18 protein-coding genes are annotated in these 18,057 nt (G+C 66.0%); 11 read left to right on the top strand and 7 right to left on the bottom strand.

Going from position 1 to position 18,057, the window contains the following annotated elements; translation table 11 throughout:
* Positions 1-50: 50 nt before the first annotated feature.
* Positions 51-1,616, bottom strand: a complete 1,566-nt coding sequence (locus CLV77_RS14780) for a bifunctional metallophosphatase/5'-nucleotidase (RefSeq protein WP_076980314.1) — start codon at positions 1,614-1,616, stop codon at positions 51-53.
* A 139-nt stretch (positions 1,617-1,755) separates the two neighbouring features.
* Here CLV77_RS14780 and CLV77_RS14775 point away from each other — a divergent pair, with 139 nt between their 5' ends.
* Together CLV77_RS14775 and CLV77_RS14770 are read left to right on the top strand one after the other, a co-directional pair.
* Positions 1,756-2,094, top strand: a complete 339-nt coding sequence (locus CLV77_RS14775) for a DUF952 domain-containing protein (protein ID WP_076980313.1) — start codon at positions 1,756-1,758, stop codon at positions 2,092-2,094.
* Positions 2,091-3,179: a quinone-dependent dihydroorotate dehydrogenase gene (locus CLV77_RS14770; RefSeq protein WP_076980312.1), complete on the top strand. Its 1,089-nt coding sequence runs from the start codon at positions 2,091-2,093 to the stop codon at positions 3,177-3,179. The genes CLV77_RS14775 and CLV77_RS14770 overlap by 4 nt, the downstream gene beginning before the upstream one ends.
* Positions 3,180-3,204: 25 nt before the next feature.
* Here the strand turns inward: CLV77_RS14770 and CLV77_RS14765 are convergent, their stop codons facing one another.
* From CLV77_RS14765 to CLV77_RS14755, 3 genes are read right to left on the bottom strand one after another with little or no spacing between them, the layout of a single operon-like run.
* Positions 3,205-4,548 (bottom strand): MATE family efflux transporter, encoded by a 1,344-nt coding sequence (locus CLV77_RS14765; RefSeq protein WP_076980311.1) that lies wholly within the window; start codon positions 4,546-4,548, stop codon positions 3,205-3,207.
* Positions 4,549-4,558: 10 nt separating this feature from the next.
* Complete coding sequence (locus tag CLV77_RS14760; RefSeq protein ID WP_076981144.1) at positions 4,559-5,059, bottom strand: PaaI family thioesterase; 501 nt, start codon at positions 5,057-5,059, stop codon at positions 4,559-4,561.
* The gene (locus tag CLV77_RS14755) at positions 5,059-5,556 is read right to left on the bottom strand and encodes a PaaI family thioesterase (RefSeq protein WP_076980310.1); all 498 of its coding nucleotides are present in this window, start codon (positions 5,554-5,556) and stop codon (positions 5,059-5,061) included. Before CLV77_RS14755 ends, CLV77_RS14760 begins: the two co-directional genes overlap by 1 nt.
* Before the next feature lie 143 nt (positions 5,557-5,699).
* Here CLV77_RS14755 and CLV77_RS14750 point away from each other — a divergent pair, with 143 nt between their 5' ends.
* The 8 genes from CLV77_RS14750 (at position 5,700) to CLV77_RS14715 (ending at position 13,346) form a co-directional block, all read left to right on the top strand.
* On the top strand, positions 5,700-6,068 hold the full coding sequence (locus CLV77_RS14750; RefSeq protein ID WP_076980309.1) for a MerR family transcriptional regulator: 369 nt from the start codon (positions 5,700-5,702) through the stop codon (positions 6,066-6,068).
* A 228-nt stretch (positions 6,069-6,296) separates the two neighbouring features.
* Positions 6,297-6,695: a MerR family transcriptional regulator gene (locus tag CLV77_RS14745; RefSeq protein WP_076980308.1), complete on the top strand. Its 399-nt coding sequence runs from the start codon at positions 6,297-6,299 to the stop codon at positions 6,693-6,695.
* 67 nt (positions 6,696-6,762) lie between these two features.
* Positions 6,763-8,541, top strand: coding sequence for an acyl-CoA dehydrogenase C-terminal domain-containing protein (locus tag CLV77_RS14740; protein WP_076980307.1), 1,779 nt, complete (start codon positions 6,763-6,765; stop codon positions 8,539-8,541).
* A gap of 106 nt (positions 8,542-8,647) precedes the next feature.
* Entirely contained in the window at positions 8,648-8,860 is a 213-nt protein-coding gene (locus CLV77_RS14735) for a hypothetical protein (protein WP_076980306.1), read from the top strand.
* 67 nt (positions 8,861-8,927) lie between these two features.
* A complete protein-coding gene (locus tag CLV77_RS14730) occupies positions 8,928-9,557 on the top strand; it encodes a glutathione S-transferase family protein (RefSeq protein WP_076980305.1) in 630 nt (209 codons plus the stop codon).
* Positions 9,554-9,934 (top strand): hypothetical protein, encoded by a 381-nt coding sequence (locus tag CLV77_RS14725; RefSeq protein ID WP_076980304.1) that lies wholly within the window; start codon positions 9,554-9,556, stop codon positions 9,932-9,934. Before CLV77_RS14730 ends, CLV77_RS14725 begins: the two co-directional genes overlap by 4 nt.
* The gene (locus tag CLV77_RS14720; RefSeq protein WP_076980303.1) at positions 9,927-11,138 is read left to right on the top strand and encodes an acetyl-CoA C-acetyltransferase; all 1,212 of its coding nucleotides are present in this window, start codon (positions 9,927-9,929) and stop codon (positions 11,136-11,138) included. Before CLV77_RS14725 ends, CLV77_RS14720 begins: the two co-directional genes overlap by 8 nt.
* 12 nt (positions 11,139-11,150) lie before the next feature.
* Positions 11,151-13,346, top strand: coding sequence for a 3-hydroxyacyl-CoA dehydrogenase NAD-binding domain-containing protein (locus CLV77_RS14715; RefSeq protein WP_076980302.1), 2,196 nt, complete (start codon positions 11,151-11,153; stop codon positions 13,344-13,346).
* On the opposite strand, the gene CLV77_RS14710 is transcribed toward CLV77_RS14715, so the two are convergent.
* The 3 genes from CLV77_RS14710 to CLV77_RS14700 form a co-directional block, all read right to left on the bottom strand.
* On the bottom strand, positions 13,328-14,056 hold the full coding sequence (locus CLV77_RS14710) for a Hint domain-containing protein (protein WP_076980301.1): 729 nt from the start codon (positions 14,054-14,056) through the stop codon (positions 13,328-13,330). The two genes, CLV77_RS14715 and CLV77_RS14710, sit on opposite strands and share 19 nt — an antisense overlap.
* 165 nt (positions 14,057-14,221) lie before the next feature.
* Positions 14,222-14,869 (bottom strand): sulfotransferase family 2 domain-containing protein, encoded by a 648-nt coding sequence (locus CLV77_RS14705; protein WP_076980300.1) that lies wholly within the window; start codon positions 14,867-14,869, stop codon positions 14,222-14,224.
* A gap of 124 nt (positions 14,870-14,993) precedes the next feature.
* Complete coding sequence (locus CLV77_RS14700; RefSeq protein ID WP_076980299.1) at positions 14,994-15,893, bottom strand: DUF6692 family protein; 900 nt, start codon at positions 15,891-15,893, stop codon at positions 14,994-14,996.
* Between the two features lie 445 nt (positions 15,894-16,338).
* On the opposite strand from CLV77_RS14700, the gene CLV77_RS14695 reads away from it, so the two are divergent.
* Positions 16,339-17,961: an AMP-binding protein gene (locus CLV77_RS14695; RefSeq protein ID WP_076981143.1), complete on the top strand. Its 1,623-nt coding sequence runs from the start codon at positions 16,339-16,341 to the stop codon at positions 17,959-17,961.
* Positions 17,962-18,057: the final 96 nt, after the last annotated feature.

Genomic DNA, 18,057 nt, shown 5'->3' with positions numbered 1-18,057 from the left:
GCGCCCCGGCAATACCAAGGCGCGGCCTTTTTCTTCGCGCCTGTCCCGGCCTATTCGCCCGCGCGCTTGATGCGGCCATCGGTGCTGGGCGCGACCGGCGCGTTGGCGACCATGTACTCGGCCAGCACGTCCGCAAGATCGGGCCCGAAGTCATAGGCGTCCGCCGCGTCGGTGAACATCTTGTAACCGTCGCCGCCATTGCGGACGTAGTTGTTGGTCACGATGCCGTAGGTCGCCGCCGGATCGAGCGGCGCGCCCCCGACCAGAACCTCGCGCACCCGCGATCCCGGCTCTCCGGCCGGATCCCAGGTAAAGCTGAGCCCCGCGACTTGCGGGAAGCGCCCGGCGCCCTCCTCGACCTGGCTGACACCATTCTCCAGCGCGTCGAGCAGCACCTGCCCCGAGGCCGTGAAGGTCGACAGCGTGTTCTGGAAGGGCAGCACGGTCATCACCTCGCCCATGGTCACGTCGCCCGCGTCGATCGAGGCGCGGATCCCGCCCGAATTGGCAAAGGCCACCTGGATCCCCTGGTCGCGGACCCGGTCCAGCATCGCCTCGGCAACCAGGTTGCCCATGGCGCATTCCTGCACGCGGCAGACCTCGCGCCCGCCTTCGATCGGTTCCGCCGCTTGGGCCACCACCTTCTGGCGGATCTCTTCCAGCGGGGCGGCCAGCTCGGCGATGCGTGCCTTGGTGTCGGCATCCTCGACCACCTTGCCGTCAATGATGATCGGATCGCCCTTGGCCGATACGATCGCGCCCGCGTCGTCGAAGGTGACCGTCAGCTCGCCCAGGTACTTGCCGTAGGCATAGGCCTGCACGATGGCCGTGTCACCGACGGTGGTCGGATAGGGGCCGGCGGCCTTCTCGTCGCTGTTGGACAGAAGGGTGTTGGAGTGCCCGCCCACGATCACGTCGACGCCGGTCGTCGCCTCGGCGATACGCTTGTCGGTCTCGTAGCCCGAGTGGCTGAGCACGACGATCTTGTTGACCCCCTCTTCCTCAAGCCGATCGACCTCGGCCTGGACGGCCTCGGTAGGGTCGGTGAAGATCACGTTCTTGCCGGGGCTTGCCAGCTCGTCCGTGTCCCGGGGCGTCAGGCCGATCAGGCCGATCTTCTCGCCACCCTTCTCGATCACGACCGACTTGCGGATCACGTCCGAAAGCAGCGGCTCACCCGAGATGTCGGCGTTGGACATCAGGATCGGAAACTCCACCGCCTCGGCAAAGCTGCGCAGGACCTCGGGGCCGTCGTCGAACTCGTGGTTGCCGACGGTCATCGCGTCGTACCCCAGCTTGTTCATCATCTCGGCCGCGACCTTGCCCTTGTAACGGGTGTAGAAAAGCGTGCCCTGGAACTGGTCGCCGCCATCCACCAGCAGAACATTCTCGCCCCTGCCGCGCGCCTCCTCGACGGCGGTCACAAGACGGGCCGAGCCGCCGAAGCATTCGCCCGCGTCGTTGTCCTCGGCGCTGCAGCCCGAGTCGTATTTCGAGATCGGCTCGAACCGGGAGTGGAAGTCGTTGGTATGCAGGATGGTCAAGGTCATATCGGCCTGGGCCAGGCCCGCAGAGAGGGTCAGTGCAGAGGCGCTCAGCAGCAAACGGCAGAACATGGGGATTCCCCTTCGGTGGGTTGCGACATGGGCGAAGAGTGCCGGGGAAGCGGCAGCGTGTCAAAGTTTCAGATCGTGCCCCCCGACCACCCCACGCCTGCCGCTTGACCCGCCCGGGCAATGGCGGCATCACCTTGCCATGCTGATTTACAAGATCTTCCGCCCCGCCGAGTGGCAGGCGCTTTCCAGCGATGGCCGTACCGATGGCGCGCCTGTCGATCTGGCCGATGGCTATATCCATTTCTCGACCGCCGAACAGGCGCAGGAGACCGCGGCCAAGCATTTCGCAGGTGCGGGCGAGCTGGTGCTGGCGGCGGTCGATGCCGACCGCCTTGGCGAGTCCCTGCGCTGGGAGCCCTCTCGCGGCGGCGCCCTTTTCCCGCATCTTTACCGACCGCTCGAACTGACGGACGTGCTGTGGCACCGCCCCCTGCCCGAGCGCGACGGACAGCACCATTTTCCGGCGGAGATGACATGAGCCTGACCGAACGCCTGGGGCTGCCGCTGTTGCGGCGGATCGATCCCGAACTGGCCCATGGCCTGTCGATCCGGGCGTTGGAAAGCGGCCTGTCGGGGATGCTGACCGGCAACGCGGGTCCCGTGACCTCGGACCGGCTCAGGGTGCGGCTGGCGGGAATGGACTTGGCCAACCCGGTGGGGCTTGCGGCGGGGTTCGACAAGAATGCCCAGGCGATCCCGGCCCTGGCCCGCGCCGGCTTCGGCTTTGTCGAGCTGGGCGCCGCCACCCCCCGGCCCCAGGACGGCAACCCGCGCCCGCGCCTCTTCCGCCTGCCCGAGGATCGTGCCGCGATCAACCGCTTCGGCTTTAACAACCAAGGGGCCGAGGTCATTGCCGGGCGCCTGGAGGCTTCCCGGCCGGCGGCCACGGACGCAGGCGTTCCGGTCGGCCTGAATTTGGGTGCCAACAAGGACAGCGCCGACCGTGCCGCCGATTTCGGCCGTGTGCTGGCGACCTGCGGGGCCCATGTGGATTTCGCCACCGTCAACGTCTCGTCGCCCAACACCGAGCGGCTTCGCGATCTACAGGGGGCCGAGGCGCTGGCCGCCCTGCTGTCGCAGGTGCTGGCGGTGCGCGACGGGCTGGAACGGCGGGTGCCGGTCTTCCTGAAGATCGCGCCCGACCTGACGGCGGAGGAGCTGGCCGACATCGCCCGCGTCGCCCGCGAGGTGGCGATCGACGGCATCATCGCAACCAACACCACCCTTGATCGCGAGGGGCTACGCAGCCCCCACCGGGACGAGCGTGGCGGCCTCTCGGGTGCCCCCCTTTTCGAGAAATCGACGCGGGTGCTTGCCCACCTGTCGCACCTGACCGAGGGGAATATCCCGCTGATCGGCGTCGGCGGCATCTCCACCGCCGAACAGGCCCTGGCCAAGATCCGCGCGGGTGCTACGGCGGTGCAGCTTTACACCGCCATGGTCTATGGCGGCCTGTCGCTGGCGCGCGAAATCGCGACCGGTCTGGACCGTCTGTTGGAGCAGCGCGGTTTTGCCAGCGTCGCCGAGGCCGTCGGCACCGGTCGGGACGAATGGCTTCTTTGATGTTCCATGCAGGGGCGCGGCGGGCCTAGCCCCGCTGCGCCGCCAGCCTTTCCAGCGCGCCATATCTCAGGCCCAGCGTCACGCCGCGCACCAGGAAGAACAGCAGCATCGCCGCCCACAGGCCGGCGTTGCCGAAGAGCGGCATCAGCGTCGCCACAAGCACCACGTAGGCCACGAATGACACCAGCATCATGTTGCGCATGTCGCGGGTGCGGGTCGCGCCGATGAAAATTCCGTCCAGCATCCAGGCCGCCAGCCCCGCCAGCGGCGCCAGCACCATCCAGTGCAGATGGAGCAGCGCCTCGGCGCGCACCTCGGGGGCGGTGGTCATCACCTCGATGATCCGTCCGCCGAAGACCGCGAAGGCGGCCGCCAGCAACAGCGACGCCACCCCGCCCCAGAGCGAAGTCAGGACAGCGCCCCGCCGAAGCCGCGCCCGGTTACCCGCCCCCAGGGCCTGGCCGACCAGCGCCTCGGCGGCGAAGGCAAAGCCGTCCAGCGCATAGGCGGTGATGTGCAGGAACTGTAGCAGGATCTGATTTGCCGCCAGGGTCACGTCGCCGAAATCGGCCCCGAAGAACAGGAACGAGACGAAGGCCGCCTGCAACAGGACTGAGCGCAGAAGGATGTCGAGGTTCACCGACGCCATCCGGTGCAGCCGCGCCCGATCGAAGATGCGGCCCACGTCGCGCCAGACCCCGCCCGCGATCCCGTCCCGGCAAAGCCAGAGGCCCAGCGCAAGCCCCGTCCACTCGGCCAGGAACGTGGCCAGGGCCACGCCGCCAACGCCCCAGTCCAGCCCCAGCACGAACAACAGGTCCAGCGCTATGTTCAGCCCGTTCATCCAAAGCTGGATCACCAGCACGCCGCGCGTCCGCTCCAGCGCGATCAGCCACCCGGTGATGCCGTAAAGGGCAATGGCGGCGGGGGCGGACCAGACCCGGATCGCCATGTATTGCCGCGCCAGCCCCTCGACCTCGGCCGAGGCGGGCGAGAGCGCGAAACCGGCGGCATAAAGCGGGTATTGCAGCGCGATGATGGCAAGCCCCGCCGCCCCGCCGATCAGCAGGACCCGCGCCAACAGCGCCGAAACCTCGGCCCGGTCCCCGGCCCCCTCGGCCTGGCTGGCAAGCCCCGCCGTGCCCATCCGGAGAAAGCCGAAGATCCAGTAGATGGCGGTCAGGATGATCGCGCCGATGCCGACCGCGCCGATGGGCGCAGCCAGACCCATCTGTCCGACAACGCCAGTGTCGACCGCGCCCAGGATCGGTACCGTCGCGTTGGACAGCACGATGGGAACGGCGATGGCCAGCACACGCCTGTGGGTTATGGCCCGGCCGGTCCCGCCCGGCGGGGATGACGCGCTCATGCCCGGCCGGTCACGTGTCGCGGGCCGGCATCATGAAATGCCCCGTGGCCTGGGCGAAAAGCCGGTCGCGGTTGTCCTGCCACGCCTCGACGTGGACGCTGGCATAGCGCCGTCCCGAACGCACGACCCGGGCCCGCGCATAAGCATCGCGCGGCAGGCCCGAACGCAGGTAATCCACCGTAAAGTCGATGGTGCGCGGCAGGGCCGGCGGCGTCATGGAGGCATCCAGCGGGCGGCCGTTCTCGATATCCTCCCACAGGATCGACCAGCTCAGCTCGATAATGGCGGCGACCTCCAGGAAGGCCGCCGTGACGCCCCCATGTAGCGCCGGCAGCGCCGGGTTGCCGATAAGCGTCTCGGCGAAGGGCAGCAGCGCCGTAAGCTCGTCCCCCCGACGGTCGAAGCGGATGCCGAGGAACCCCACGAAGGGCACGCCACCGACCAGCGTGGCCAGCGCCGTGTCCCGGCGCTGTTTGACGATCTGCATCGGTTCGGGTCTGCTTCGCGGCATCATTTGCCCCCCTTCTGCGTGTCCGTCTGCATGTCGATGTTCAGCCGTGCCTCATCCTTGCGGGCGGGGCGGCTGTGCTCGACCGTGAAGGCGCCGCTGGCGGTCGCGACCGGGCGGTCGGTGTCCTCGTCCAGGGCCACGGCCCGCACAAAGGCGACCGAGCGGGTGATGTGATAGCATTCGGCCCGCGCCGTGATCCGCTGGCCTGGCGTTGCCGCGCGCATGTAGTCGATGCGCAGGTCCATGGTCGCGGTCGCCATCGGTCCCGAGGGGTGCGCCATGACCGCCGCCCCGCCGCAAGTATCCATCAGCGCCGAGACCGCGCCGCCATGGATCACCCCGGTCTGCGGATCGCCGACCAGCGCCGGATCATAGGGCATCGACAGCACTGCCGCGCCCTCTCCGATCTCGTCCAGGGTGATCGAGAGGGCCTTGGAATATGGGATCGCCTCGATGAATTGCCGGGCCAGGCGCTGCATCCGGTCTTCGTCGTTCATTTCGCTTCCTTTCGGCCAGCCACGCCCCGATCAGGCAGACCGAGTCGCCCCTTGGGTTATGAGGATTGGCCATATCCGTTTCTGGCGCTACCTTCCAATGGGCAGGACATTAGTGCACTCTTGTTCTACACATGGGAGGGAGCATGAGCGGATCACCCTTATCGTTCAAGGAGATGTGCGCGAAATTCGACGTCACACCGCGAACGCTACGGTATTACGAGTATATCGAACTGCTGACCCCCCAGAAGCAGGGGCGCAACCGGTTCTATGGCCCGCGCGAAGAGGCGCGGATGACTCTCATCATGCGGGGGCGCCGCTTCGGTTTCTCCCTCGAGACGATTCGACGTTTCCTTCTGATCTACGAAGAAGAAGGCACCGACGCGCAGCTTCGGGCCTGGGTGGACATCGCCTCCGAGCAGCTCGAGGAGCTGCGCCGCCAGCAGAACGAGCTGGCCGAGACCATCGCCGAGCTGGAACGGATGCGCGACGACACCGCCAAGCGGATCGGCTAGCACGCGCCGGGGGCACCCACCCCCGAGTGGTTTTACCAGCATCCGAGGTGCCATTCCCCGCCGCGCGGGCCGCTGATCTGGACCGGCGGCAGGCCTCGCAACGCCATAACCTTACGTAAGCGTAAACGTGACGTGACGTCGCCTGACGTTCGCGTCAACCTTGTCTTGATTTACGTTCGAATTCCCTCAATCCTCGGGCTGTAATCGGTACTGAAGGGGAATTTTCCAGTGACAGACGAATATCTTACCATCCGCGAGATGTGCGATGCCTTCGGCGTCACCGCGCGCACCCTGCGGTTCTACGAGGCCAAGGAACTTCTTTCGCCGCTGCGCGATGGGCAGAAACGCCTGTTCAGCAAGCGGGACCGGGCACGTCTGAAGTTGATCCTGCGCGGCAAGCGTTTTGGCTTCAGTCTTGAAGAGATCCGGCAGCTTCTGTCGCTCTACGATCTCGACGATCAGCAGATCACCCAGTTGACGCGCACCTGCGCCGTCGGGCGCGAACGCCTTGCGGCGATGATCGCCCAGCGCGACGAGCTCACCATCGCCATCGAGGAGCTGCAGGAGCAGCTTAACTGGGGTGACCAGATGATCAACGCGCTGCGCCAGCAGGCCGCCGCCGAGTGAACCCGCGCGCCGCCCCTGCGGGGCGGGCGCCACGTCCAAGTTGAATTCCAAGAAAGGTCGCACCCAAATGCCATCCTACACGGCGCCCGTCCGGGACATGCAGTTCCTGCTTCACGATGTCCTCAAGGTCACCGAGACCGACATCCCCGGTTATGACGATCTGGAGGCCGATTTCACCGCCCCCGTTCTGGAAGAGGCCGGCAAGCTGGCCTCGGACGTGCTGGCGCCGCTGAATCCGGTGGGCGATCACGAGGGCTGCACCCTGGAAAACGGCGTCGTACGCACGCCCAAGGGCTTTTCCGAGGCGTTCGACAAGCTGCGCGAAGGCGGCTGGACCGCGCTGGACTGCGATCCCGAATATGGCGGTCAGGGCATGCCCTATCTGCTGGGCACCGCAGTGGGCGAGATCTTCGTGTCGGCCAACATGGCCTTCAATATGTATCAGGGCCTGACCCACGGTGCCTATTCCGCGATCCACGCCCACGGCACCGACGCGCAGAAACAGACCTATCTGCCGAAAATGGTGACCTGCGAGTGGACCGGCACCATGAACCTGACCGAGCCTCATTGCGGCACCGACCTTGGGCTCATGCGCTCCAAGGCCGAACCGCAGGACGACGGCAGCTACCGCATCACCGGCCAGAAGATCTTCATCTCGGCCGGTGAGCATGACATGGCCGACAACATCATCCATCTGGTGCTGGCCCGGATCACCGGCGCGCCCGCGGGCATCAAGGGCATTTCGCTTTTCATCGTGCCGAAGTTCATGGTGAACGAGGACGGCAGCCTTGGCGATCGCAACGCGGTCACCTGTGGCAACCTCGAAGAGAAGATGGGCATTCACGGCAACGCCACCTGCGTGATGAACTACGACGGGGCCACCGGCTATCTGCTGGGGACGGCCGACAAGGGCATGCGGGCGATGTTCACCATGATGAACGAGGCCCGGCTGGGCGTCGGCCTTCAGGGCTATGCCCAGGCGGAGGCGGCCTATCAGAACGCCGTGGCCTACGCCAAGGACCGGCTTCAGGGCCGTGACGTGACCGGGGCCAAGAACCCCGACGGTCCCGCCGATCCGATCATCGTGCATCCCGACATCCGCCGCAGCCTGATGGACCAGAAAAGCTTTGTCGAAGGGGCGCGCGCGCTGACCTTCTGGGGGGCCCATCTGATCGACCGCGCCCACCGGGCCGGCGATGCCGAGGCCGACGGCCTGATCTCTTTGCTGACGCCGGTCATCAAGGGGTTCCAGACCGACAAGGGCTTCGACATGACGGTGCAGGCCCAGCAAGTCTTTGGCGGGCATGGCTACATCGAGGAATGGGGCATGTCCCAGTTCGCCCGCGACGCCCGTATCGCCATGATTTACGAAGGCGCCAACGGCGTGCAGGCGCTGGATCTGGTCGGGCGCAAGCTGGCGTTGGACGGCGGCAAGCATGTCATGGCCTTCTTCGATCTGGTGAAGACCTTCATCGCCGAGAACAAGGATGAAGAGCGTCTGGCCAAGGACTTCCTTGATCCGTTGAAAGCCGCGTCCAAGGACCTGCAGGCGGCGGCCACCTACTTCATGCAGACCGCGGCCAAGAACCCGAACCACGCGCTGGCCGGCTCGACCGACTTCCTGCATCTCTTCGGGCATGTCTGCCTTGGTCTGATGTGGGCGCGGATGGGCAAGGCGGCGCTGGAGGGTCTGGACGCCGGTGCCTCGGAGACCGACTTCCTGAACGCCAAGCTGGCGACCGGGCGCTATTACATGGCGCGGCAGTTGCCGGCGACGGGGATGCATCTGGCCCGCATTCAAAGCGGCGCCGACACCGTCATGGCGCTGGAGGCCGACGCCTTCTGATCGGGGGCCGGACGGGGAGCAGAACGGCCCCCCGTCCGGGCCTCTGGCGACAGGGCGACAGATGTGACAGCCTGCGCGGACACCGCCCCACAGCCCGGAGTCCCACATGGCCAAACGTCTGCGTCTGACGCGCCGAACCAATATCGCAATGACCGAGGATGCCTATCGCAACATGCGCCGCTTCGCCAAGGAAGCCGAGCTAGAGGAGGGGGAGGCCCTGTCGTTCCTGTTCGAGCATTTCAACAGCGTGATGGACGCCGACAACCTTTCGCACCGCCTGCGCCTGTTCAAGGCCGAGCTTGGCGAGAGGCGCCGCTAGGGCAACCGACACATGCGATACGCCCCGGCCGGAAGGCGCAGGGGAAAGATTGGGAGATACGACCGAGATGACTGCAAAACTCTACTGCTTCGGAGAATCCGGCAACGCCTACAAGGCCGCGCTGGCGTTGGAACTTTCGGGCATGGACTGGGAACCCGTCCACGTCGATTTCTTCGCCGGAGAGGCCCGCACCCCCGAATTCCGCGCCCTGAACCCGATGGGCGAGGTGCCGGTGCTGATCGACGGCGATTTGAAACTGACCCAGTCGGGCGTGATCCAGCAATATGTGGTGGACCAGACCGGCAAACTGGCCGGCGCGCCCGAGGACCGTTACGAGGTGCTGCGCTGGGTTCTGTGGGACAACCACAAGTTCTCGTCCATCACCGGCAATACCCGTTTCCTGATGAACTTCCTGCCCGAGGACAAGCGCCCGGCCGAGGTGATCGCCTTTCAGCAGGGCCGTCTGAAGGCCGCCTACCAAGTTCTGGATGGGCATCTTGAGGGGCGCGAATGGATGGCCGGCGAGAGCCTGACGATGGCCGACCTCAGCTGCTGCAGCTATCTCTATTACCCCGAGCCCTTCGGCTTCGACCGCAAAGACTGGCCCAACATCGACGCCTGGCTTGACCGTATCTCTGCCGTGCCGGGGTGGAAGCACCCTTACGACATGATGCAGCGGGCGTTCCCACCGAAATGACCCGCGAGACCACCCTCCTGTGGCTGTTGCCCGGTCTGGCGCTTGTGACCGCCGCGCGCCTTCTGCTGCGCGTGGCCGCCAGCCCCGAAGGGCGCGGCCAGCCTGCCCTGCCCTCGCCCTTCGGCGACGCGGTGGCAGCACTGGCGGGGTGGTTCGCCTTGTTCGGCATGAGCTTTGCCGCCTTCTTCCAGCTGGGCCTGATCGCCGCCGTCCTTGTGGCGCTGGCGGGCTGGCTTCTGCCCCGCGCCCTGCCCGCAGGCGCGGCTCTGGTTCCGTATCTGTATCTGAAACTGCCCCTTGCGCTGGGGGCGATGATCGTCGCCTGCCTGCTGCTTTTCGGGGTCATTCTGGTTTTCGAAGGAGTCTTCTATGGCTGATGCCTTTATCTATGACGCCGTGCGCTCGCCGCGCGGCAAGGGCCGCAAGGACGGCGCGCTGCACGAGGTGACCTCGGTCCGCCTCTCGGCCGACATGCTGAACGCCGTGAAGGACCGCAACAACCTCGAGACCAGCGCGGTCGAGGATGTCATCTGGGGGAACGTCACCCAGGTCGGCGAACAGGGTGGATGTCTGGCCCGCACGGCGGTGCTGGCCTCGGATTTCGATGAAAGCGTGCCGGGCCTGTCGATCAACCGCTTCTGCGCCAGCGGCATGGAGGCCGTGAACCTGGCCGCCAATCAGGTGATGGGCGGCGCGGGTCAGGCCTATGTCGCCGGCGGGGTCGAGATGATGGGCCGCGTGCCAATGGGCAGCGACGGCGCCGCCATCGCCGCCGATCCCACCGTGGCGATGAAGACCTATTTCGTGCCTCAGGGCATCTCGGCCGACATCATCGCCACCCGTTACGGCATCAGCCGCGACGACGCCGATGCCTTTGCTGTTGAAAGCCAGCGCCGCGCCAAGGCGGCGTGGGACGCGGGCCGGTTCGACCGCTCGATCATCACCGTGCGCGACATCAACGGCCTGCCGATTCTGGACCATGACGAATACATGCGCCCCGAGACGGACATGCAGTCGCTGGGCGGGCTGAAAGCCTCGTTCAAGGAGATGGGCGAGATGATGCCCGGCTTCGATCAGGTCGCGCTGATGAAATACCCCGATCTGGAGCGGGTGAACCACATCCACCACGCCGGCAACTCGTCGGGGATCGTCGACGGGGCCGCCGCCGTGCTGATCGGCTCGAAGGAATTCGGCGAGGTGCATGGCCTCAAGCCCCGCGCCCGCATCCGCGCCACCGCCAAGATCGGCACCGACCCCACCATCATGCTGACCGGCCCCGTGCCCGTGACCGAAAAGATCCTGCGCGACAGCGGCATGAACATCGGTGACATCGACCTGTTCGAGGTGAACGAGGCATTCTCGTCCGTGGTGCTGCGCTTCATGCAGGCCTTCGACGTTGACCACGACAAGCTGAACGTCAACGGCGGCTCCATCGCGATGGGCCACCCGCTGGGGGCGACCGGCGCCATCATCATCGGCACCCTGCTCGACGAGATGGAGCGGGCCGACAAGAACATCGGCCTTGCCACCCTGTGCATCGCGTCCGGCATGGGCGCGGCCACCATCATCGAACGCGTGTAAGGAGTCCGGGACATGAGCGATTTTACCATGAAAACCGACGCCGACGGCGTCGCCATCATCACCTGGGACGTGGCCGACAAGTCGATGAACGTCATGAACCAGCAGGGCTTCGCGGATCTTGAGGCGCTGTTCGATCAGGCCTTCGCCGACGACGCGGTCAAGGGCATCGTGCTGACCTCGGGCAAGGACAGCTTTGCCGGCGGCATGGATCTGAACATCATCGCCAAGATGAAGCAAAGCGCGGGCGATCAGCCTGCCCGCGGGCTTTTCGACGGCATCATGCAGATCCACCAGCTTTTGCGTAAGATCGAACGCGCGGGCATGGATCCCAAGACCAACAAGGGCGGCAAGCCCGTCGCCGCCGCCCTGCCGGGCACGGCGCTTGGCATCGGGCTTGAGATACCGCTGGCCTGTCACCGCATCTTCGTGGCCGACAATCCCAAGGCCAAGATCGGCCTGCCCGAGATCAAGGTCGGCATCTTCCCCGGCGCCGGCGGCACCACCCGCCTTGTGCGCAAGCTGGGCGCGATGGGGGCCGCCCCCTTCCTTGTCGAAGGCAAGCTGATGGAGCCCGCCAAGGCCAAATCCGCGGGTCTCGTCGATGAGGTGGTCGCCGATCCGCTGGCTGCGGCCCGCGAGTGGGTGCTGTCGGCCAAGGATGCCGACATTCTTAAGCCGTGGGACGCCAAGGGCTACAAGATGCCCGGCGGCACCCCCTACCACCCCGCGGGTTTCATGACCTTCGTCGGTGCGGCGGCGATGATCAACGGCAAGACCAAGGGCGCCTACCCGGCGGTCAAGGCCCTGCTGGGTGCGGTCTACGAAGGCGCGATGGTCCCCTTCGACACCGCCCTCAAGATCGAGGCCCGCTGGTTCACCAACATCCTGATGAACCCCTCGTCCGAGGCGATGATCCGGTCGCTCTTCATCAACAAGGAGGCGCTTGAGAAAGGTGCCAACCGTCCCGAGGGCGTGGCCGACCAGCGCGTCAGGAAGCTGGGCGTGCTGGGCGCGGGCATGATGGGGGCGGGCATTGCCTATGTCGCCGCCAATGCCGGCATCGAGGTCGTGCTGATCGACCAGGACCAGGCCGCCGCCGACCGTGGCAAATCCTACTCCGAGGGGATCCTGGACAAGGGCATCTCGCGCAAGAAGGTTACGGCCGAGGGCAAGACCCAAGTGCTGGACCGCATCACCGCCACCACCGAGATCGAGGCGCTGAAGGGCTGTGACCTGATCGTCGAGGCCGTGTTCGAGGACCCGCAGGTCAAGGCCGAGATCACCGCCAGGGTCGAAGCCGTGATCCCCGAGGATTGCATCTTCGCCTCCAACACCTCGACCCTGCCGATCACCTCGCTCGCCAAGGCCTCAAGCCGTCCCGAGCAGTTCATCGGCATCCACTTCTTCAGCCCCGTGGACAAGATGCTGCTGGTCGAGATCATTCGCGGCAAGCAGACCGGCGACCGGGCCGTGGCCAAGGCGCTGGATTTCGTCCGCCAGATCCGCAAGACCCCGATCGTCGTCAACGACGCGCGGTTCTTCTACGCAAACCGCTGCATCATCCCCTACATCAACGAAGGGATGCGCATGGTCAAAGAAGGGGTCGAGCCCGCGCTGATCGAGAATGCCGCCAAGATGCTGGGCTTCCCGCTGGGGCCGCTTCAGCTGAACGACGAAACCTCGATCGACCTTGGCGTCAAGATCGCCAAGGCCACCCGTGCCGCGATGGGCGACGCCTATGACAACGACGAGGCCGACGAGGTGCTGTTCTGGCTGTTCGATCAGGGCCGTCTGGGCCGCAAGTCCAAGTCGGGCTTCTACGCCTATGACGACGCGGGCAAGCGGACGGGCATCTGGGAAGGGCTGCGCGAGAAGTTCACCGGTGGTGACCAGCCGCAGCTGACCGAGGTGCAGCACCGTCTGATGATGGCCCAGGTGCTGGAAGCCGTGCGTGCGCTGGAAGAGAACGTGCTGATGGACATCCGCGAGGGCGACGTGGGCGCGATCCTGGGCTGGGGCTTTGCGCCCTGGTCGGGCGGCCCGTTCAGCTGGCTGGACATCATCGGCGCGCAGCAGGCGGTCGACATCTGCGACGACCTCAGCCGCCGTCACGGCCCACGCTTCACCGTGCCCGATCTGCTGAAAGAAGTCGCGGCGTCGGGCAAGGGCTTTTACGCCCGCGCCGACGCTCAGCGCAGCGCGGCGTAATCCGGCTCGGGCATGTAGGTGCCGCCGATGCCACCCCGGTCAACCAGCTCGTCCAGCAGGCTTTCGCAATGGGCGGGCTGGAGGACCGGGTAGTCGATCCCCTCGCCCGTGCTTTCCGGCTGATCGGACCATTCGTCCGACAGCAGCGAACGGCCGGCGCGGTCGCCCGAGGCGCGGGACTTGCCCGCTGGGCACAGGATCATGGCGCCGCCCTCGGCGATCAGCACCTCGTTCTGGTCCATGATCAGGTAGACCAGTTCCAGCCGGCCGACGGGGGCGAGGCGGGTAATGCCGAAATATCCCTCAAGCTCGGTCACGGGCACGCCCACCGAGAAGACGCCGAACATCTCGAGTGCGGCGTCCTCCTCGAACAGCACATGCTGGCCTTGCATCAGGGTCAGGGCCCCGGTGTTGCCCAGCGCCCCGGCCGGCACCACGTAGGGCCACAGGTTCGCGGGACAGGCATCGGTGCTGCTCCAGACCGGCTGGCGGAAAATCTCGCGCACGGTCTGGGTGCCGCCGTCGAGGGTTATCACCTCGTCTCCGGCGCGCAGGGCATGGGCCGGGCGCCACCCCTGTGGGGTAGCCAGCCTGACTGACGCGGCAAAGCCGGCCCCGTGTGGCGTGGGTGGTGTCACGACTTCATGGCCATATCGGGCGTAGTCGCCCTCGTGAGCCCGGTCGGCAGCCTGCGGTACATCCTCGAACATTCGTTCTTATCACCTTGATCGCCCCCCAGCGAAATTTCAGCACACATCTTCCTGAGGGAGTCCGTGTGACACAACCCGGGCGAATTGAGGACATTGTTTACAATTTTGAGAATATCAACGGTACAAGGCCTAACTGTTGCGGGCTGAGGCATTAATGCGACTAGTCTAAAAGTCGTAGTCGAAGTTTTCGAGGTCATGTTTGCAGATCTCCTCAAGGCGCCGCCGCTCGGCCGGACCGTAAGCCGCGCGGTGATCGGCGGGCCGGTCCGAACGGTTTGCGACAGGCAGCGGCGCCAGGCGCAGATCCAGCAGATTTTCAAGCTTGGACAAGTCTGTGTCGATTCGTTCCAGCCGCAGGTATAGGTCACAACGTTCCACCCCCCGTGCATCGGTGACGTAGCTTGCGAAAGGCGCGTTGCGGAAACTGTCGCCGACCTGGCGGTCATGCAGGAAGGTCGCGAAATCCACCTCGCGGGCCAGGCGCACCACCGGGTGGTCGAAGCTTTGCGCCCGCGCCCAGTGGTAATAGCTGAGCACCCGCTCGTATGGGTTTCGGACAATGGTGAAGACGCGGGACTCGGCGATCTGGGCGGCGCTGATCCAGGGATCGATGTCGGCCAGGGTGGAGTGTTTCCAGATCCGTCCGTTGCTGACCGCCCCGCGCAGGCGGTGCCTGCGGCGGCGGGCCTTGGGCGTGTCGCCGATCAGAATGTCGTCGGCCATCGCCCGCGCTTCCAGCGCCAGCGCCAGCGAGGTGCCCCCGGTCTTGGGCACGTGAACGAAGATATAGCGGAGCCCGGGCGAGATGATCATCCCTCACCATACCCGCCGCCTTCGCCTGCACAACACGGGCCCACCCGACGCGCCGGACCTGATGCAAGAACGCCCGCGGTCATCGACCGCGGGTGCCTTTGGCGTTACAGGGTGGATCCCGGCGTCAGGCCGCGCGGCAGAGAAGGAAGCCGCGATAGCCGACGGTCAGACCCTGGTCGAGGTGGAACAGCATCTCGGCATTGGCGCGCTCGAAGCCGGTCGTCTCCTCGACCCAATCGCCATCGGCCAGCGGGGCGACGGTGATCTCGGTCCCCTCGGCGGTCAGGCGGGTGCCCTGGGCCAGGTTCTCGCGGCTGGCCTGCTTGTCGGCGTCCAGCTGGATCAGCGTGCCCGACAGCTTGATCGCGCCCTGCTGCCCGTCCATGGCCAGAACGGGGTTGCCGTTCTTGGTGCGGCGGAACTCGCAGGCAGGCTCGGCCCCAAGGGCGGTGGTGACCTCTTCAGGCTTCATCTCTTCGGCGTCGACCTTGGCCAGCTCGGCCGAGGCCATGGCCTTCTCGACCGTCCCGGTCTCGGTCGGGCTCTTGTCCTTGCCAAGCTCGGGGTCCTTGGCGTCACCGTTCTTCTCGATATCCTCGATCAGGAAGCGCATCTCGGCGATTTCCTTGCGCTGCGCGGTGATGATCTCGTCGGCCAGCTTGCGCACGCGGGGGTCAGAGATCTGGGCGCGCTCGGACACCATGATCGCGATCGAGTGGTGCGGGATCATGGCGCGCATGAAGCTTTCGTCGCCGACGGTCGTCTGGCTGCGGACCAGCCACAGGCTGACGGCGAAGACCAGGATCGAACCGGCATAGATGGCGATGTTGGCCATCGTGCTCTTGTACATGGACAGCATGAAGCTGAGCATGATGACCGCCATGACCGCCCCCATCAGAAGCGCCATGTAGCTGCGGGTCTCGCTGAAGAAGAGATGCTCCAGCGCGTAGGTGTTGAGATACATCAGACCGAACATCACGACGGTCGAGGTCGCGATCATCGCAAAAAAGCGCCAGTAGGACATGGGACGTTCTCCTTTATCGTGCAGTGGCTTCCGGTTTCGCCCGCTCACTGCACCGGCAGGGAGCTTGAAGTTTTTCAAAAGGCCGGGCAGCCGCCCGGCCGGGATGTCACGAAGGATGACGGTGGGCATTTCCTGCCCTGGGTAGATCGCAACGTGGCGCGACCAAGGGGGCGCAGAGCGCCGCCGCAACTTGTTACATGACACCCTTCATGGATTGCATACCGAACAATCACCTTATGGCGATGGTTCCCGAAAACGCCTGTATAGACAGGAAAAAATGCCTCCCGCGCGGGAAGGTTCGGGGCGGAACCGGGCGCCATTTCCACTCCACAGCTCGGCGCTTTCGGCCTCTCAGAACAGGTGCGCGAGTGGGCGAAGACAGTTGCAACCTCCGGGCCTCGTGCCCAATACTGACCCGCGCACCCTGGAACTGGCGGAGGACAAGATGGGCTGGATGGCGGACGAGACGGGACTGGAGAAATGCCGCGCCAACCACGTGCCCCTGACGCCCCTGTCGCACCTGGCGCGCGCCGCGCGGGTATTCCCCGACAGGCTGGCCGTGGCCTACGGCAAAACACGCCTCAGCTACAGGGACTACCACGCCCGGGCGAGCCGCCTGGCCTCGGCGCTGAACCGCGCGGGTGTCGCCCCCGGCGACGTGGTCGCCACCCTGATGCCCAATGTGCCGCCCCAGGCCGAGGCCCATTTCGGCGTTCCCGCCAGCGGCGCCGTCCTCAACACCATCAACACCCGGCTTGAGGATGACACCGTCGCCTACATCCTGGATCACGGCGGCGCCCGCGTCTTGCTGGTCGACAGTCAGTTCCTGTCCCTGGCCGAGGCCGCGATCACCCGCATGTCCGGCCCCGCCCCCCGCCTGGTCGAAGTGCCGGACGAGGATGCCGGCTGGCCCGCCTCGGGCCGGCACGAGACCTATGAGGCGTTCCTTGAGGGGGGCGACCCCGCCTTTGACTGGATCCTGCCGGGGGACGAGTGGGAAAGCCTTGCGCTCAACTACACCTCGGGGACCACGGGGCGGCCCAAGGGTGTGGTCTACCACCACCGGGGCGCCTATCTGATGACCATGGGCACGGTGCCCAGCTGGCGCATGACACTCTACCCGGTCTACCTGACCATCGTGCCGCTGTTCCACTGCAACGGCTGGAACCACACCTGGATGATTCCGCTGTTGGGCGGCACGCTGGTCTGCTGCCGCGACGTGACGGCCCGCGCCATCCATGACGCCATCGCCGACGAGGGGGTCACCCATTTCGGCGGTGCGCCCATCGTGCTGAACATGCTGGTCAACGCGACCGAGGACGAGCGCCGCCCCCTGCCCCACGCGGTCGAGGTTTTCACCGCAGGCGCCCCGCCCCCCGCCGCCACCCTATCGGCAATCGGGCGGCTGGGCTTCAACGTCACCCATGTCTACGGGCTGACCGAAAGCTACGGCCACGTGACCGAGTGCCTGTGGAACGCAGAATGGAACGACCTGCCCGAGGAGGAGCGCAGCGCCCGCGCCGCCCGCCAGGGGGTGCTGATGCCGATGATGGAGGAGATCACGGTGCTGGACGCCGAGGGCAACGAGGTGCCCCGCGACGGCAAGACCCAAGGAGAGATCGCGATGCGCGGCAACGCCATCATGAAAGGCTATCTCAAGAACCCCGAGGCCACGCGCGAGGCCCTGGCCGACGGCTGGTTCCACTCGGGCGACCTGGCGGTGCTGCATCCCGACGGGCACATCCAGATCGCCGATCGGGCCAAGGACATCATCATCTCGGGCGGCGAGAACATCTCGTCGGTCGAGGTGGAAAGCGCGCTGATGCACCATCCAGACGTGCTGCTCTGTGCGGTGGTGGCCATGGCCCACGAGAAATGGGGCGAGGTGCCTTGCGCCTTTGTCGAGTTGAAGCCGGGCCGCGAGGGCGACGCCGACGGCATCATCGCCTTCGTGAAGGGCCGGCTGGCCGGGTTCAAGGTGCCCAAGAAGGTCATCTTCACCGAGTTGCCCAAGACCTCGACCGGAAAGATCCAGAAGTTCGAGCTTCGCAAGATGACCGGCGGCTGATCACGCCCCCTCCTGCCCCCGGCCCCGGGCCTGGTCCGGGCTTGGTCCGGGCCCGCCCGAGAATTCACGCGAAAGCGCCCTGTGCGGCGCCGACGC

Source organism: Brevirhabdus pacifica, assembly GCF_002797755.1.
Taxonomy (GTDB): Bacteria; Pseudomonadota; Alphaproteobacteria; order Rhodobacterales; family Rhodobacteraceae; genus Brevirhabdus; species Brevirhabdus pacifica.
This window is presented reverse-complemented; position numbering and strand designations above follow the sequence as displayed.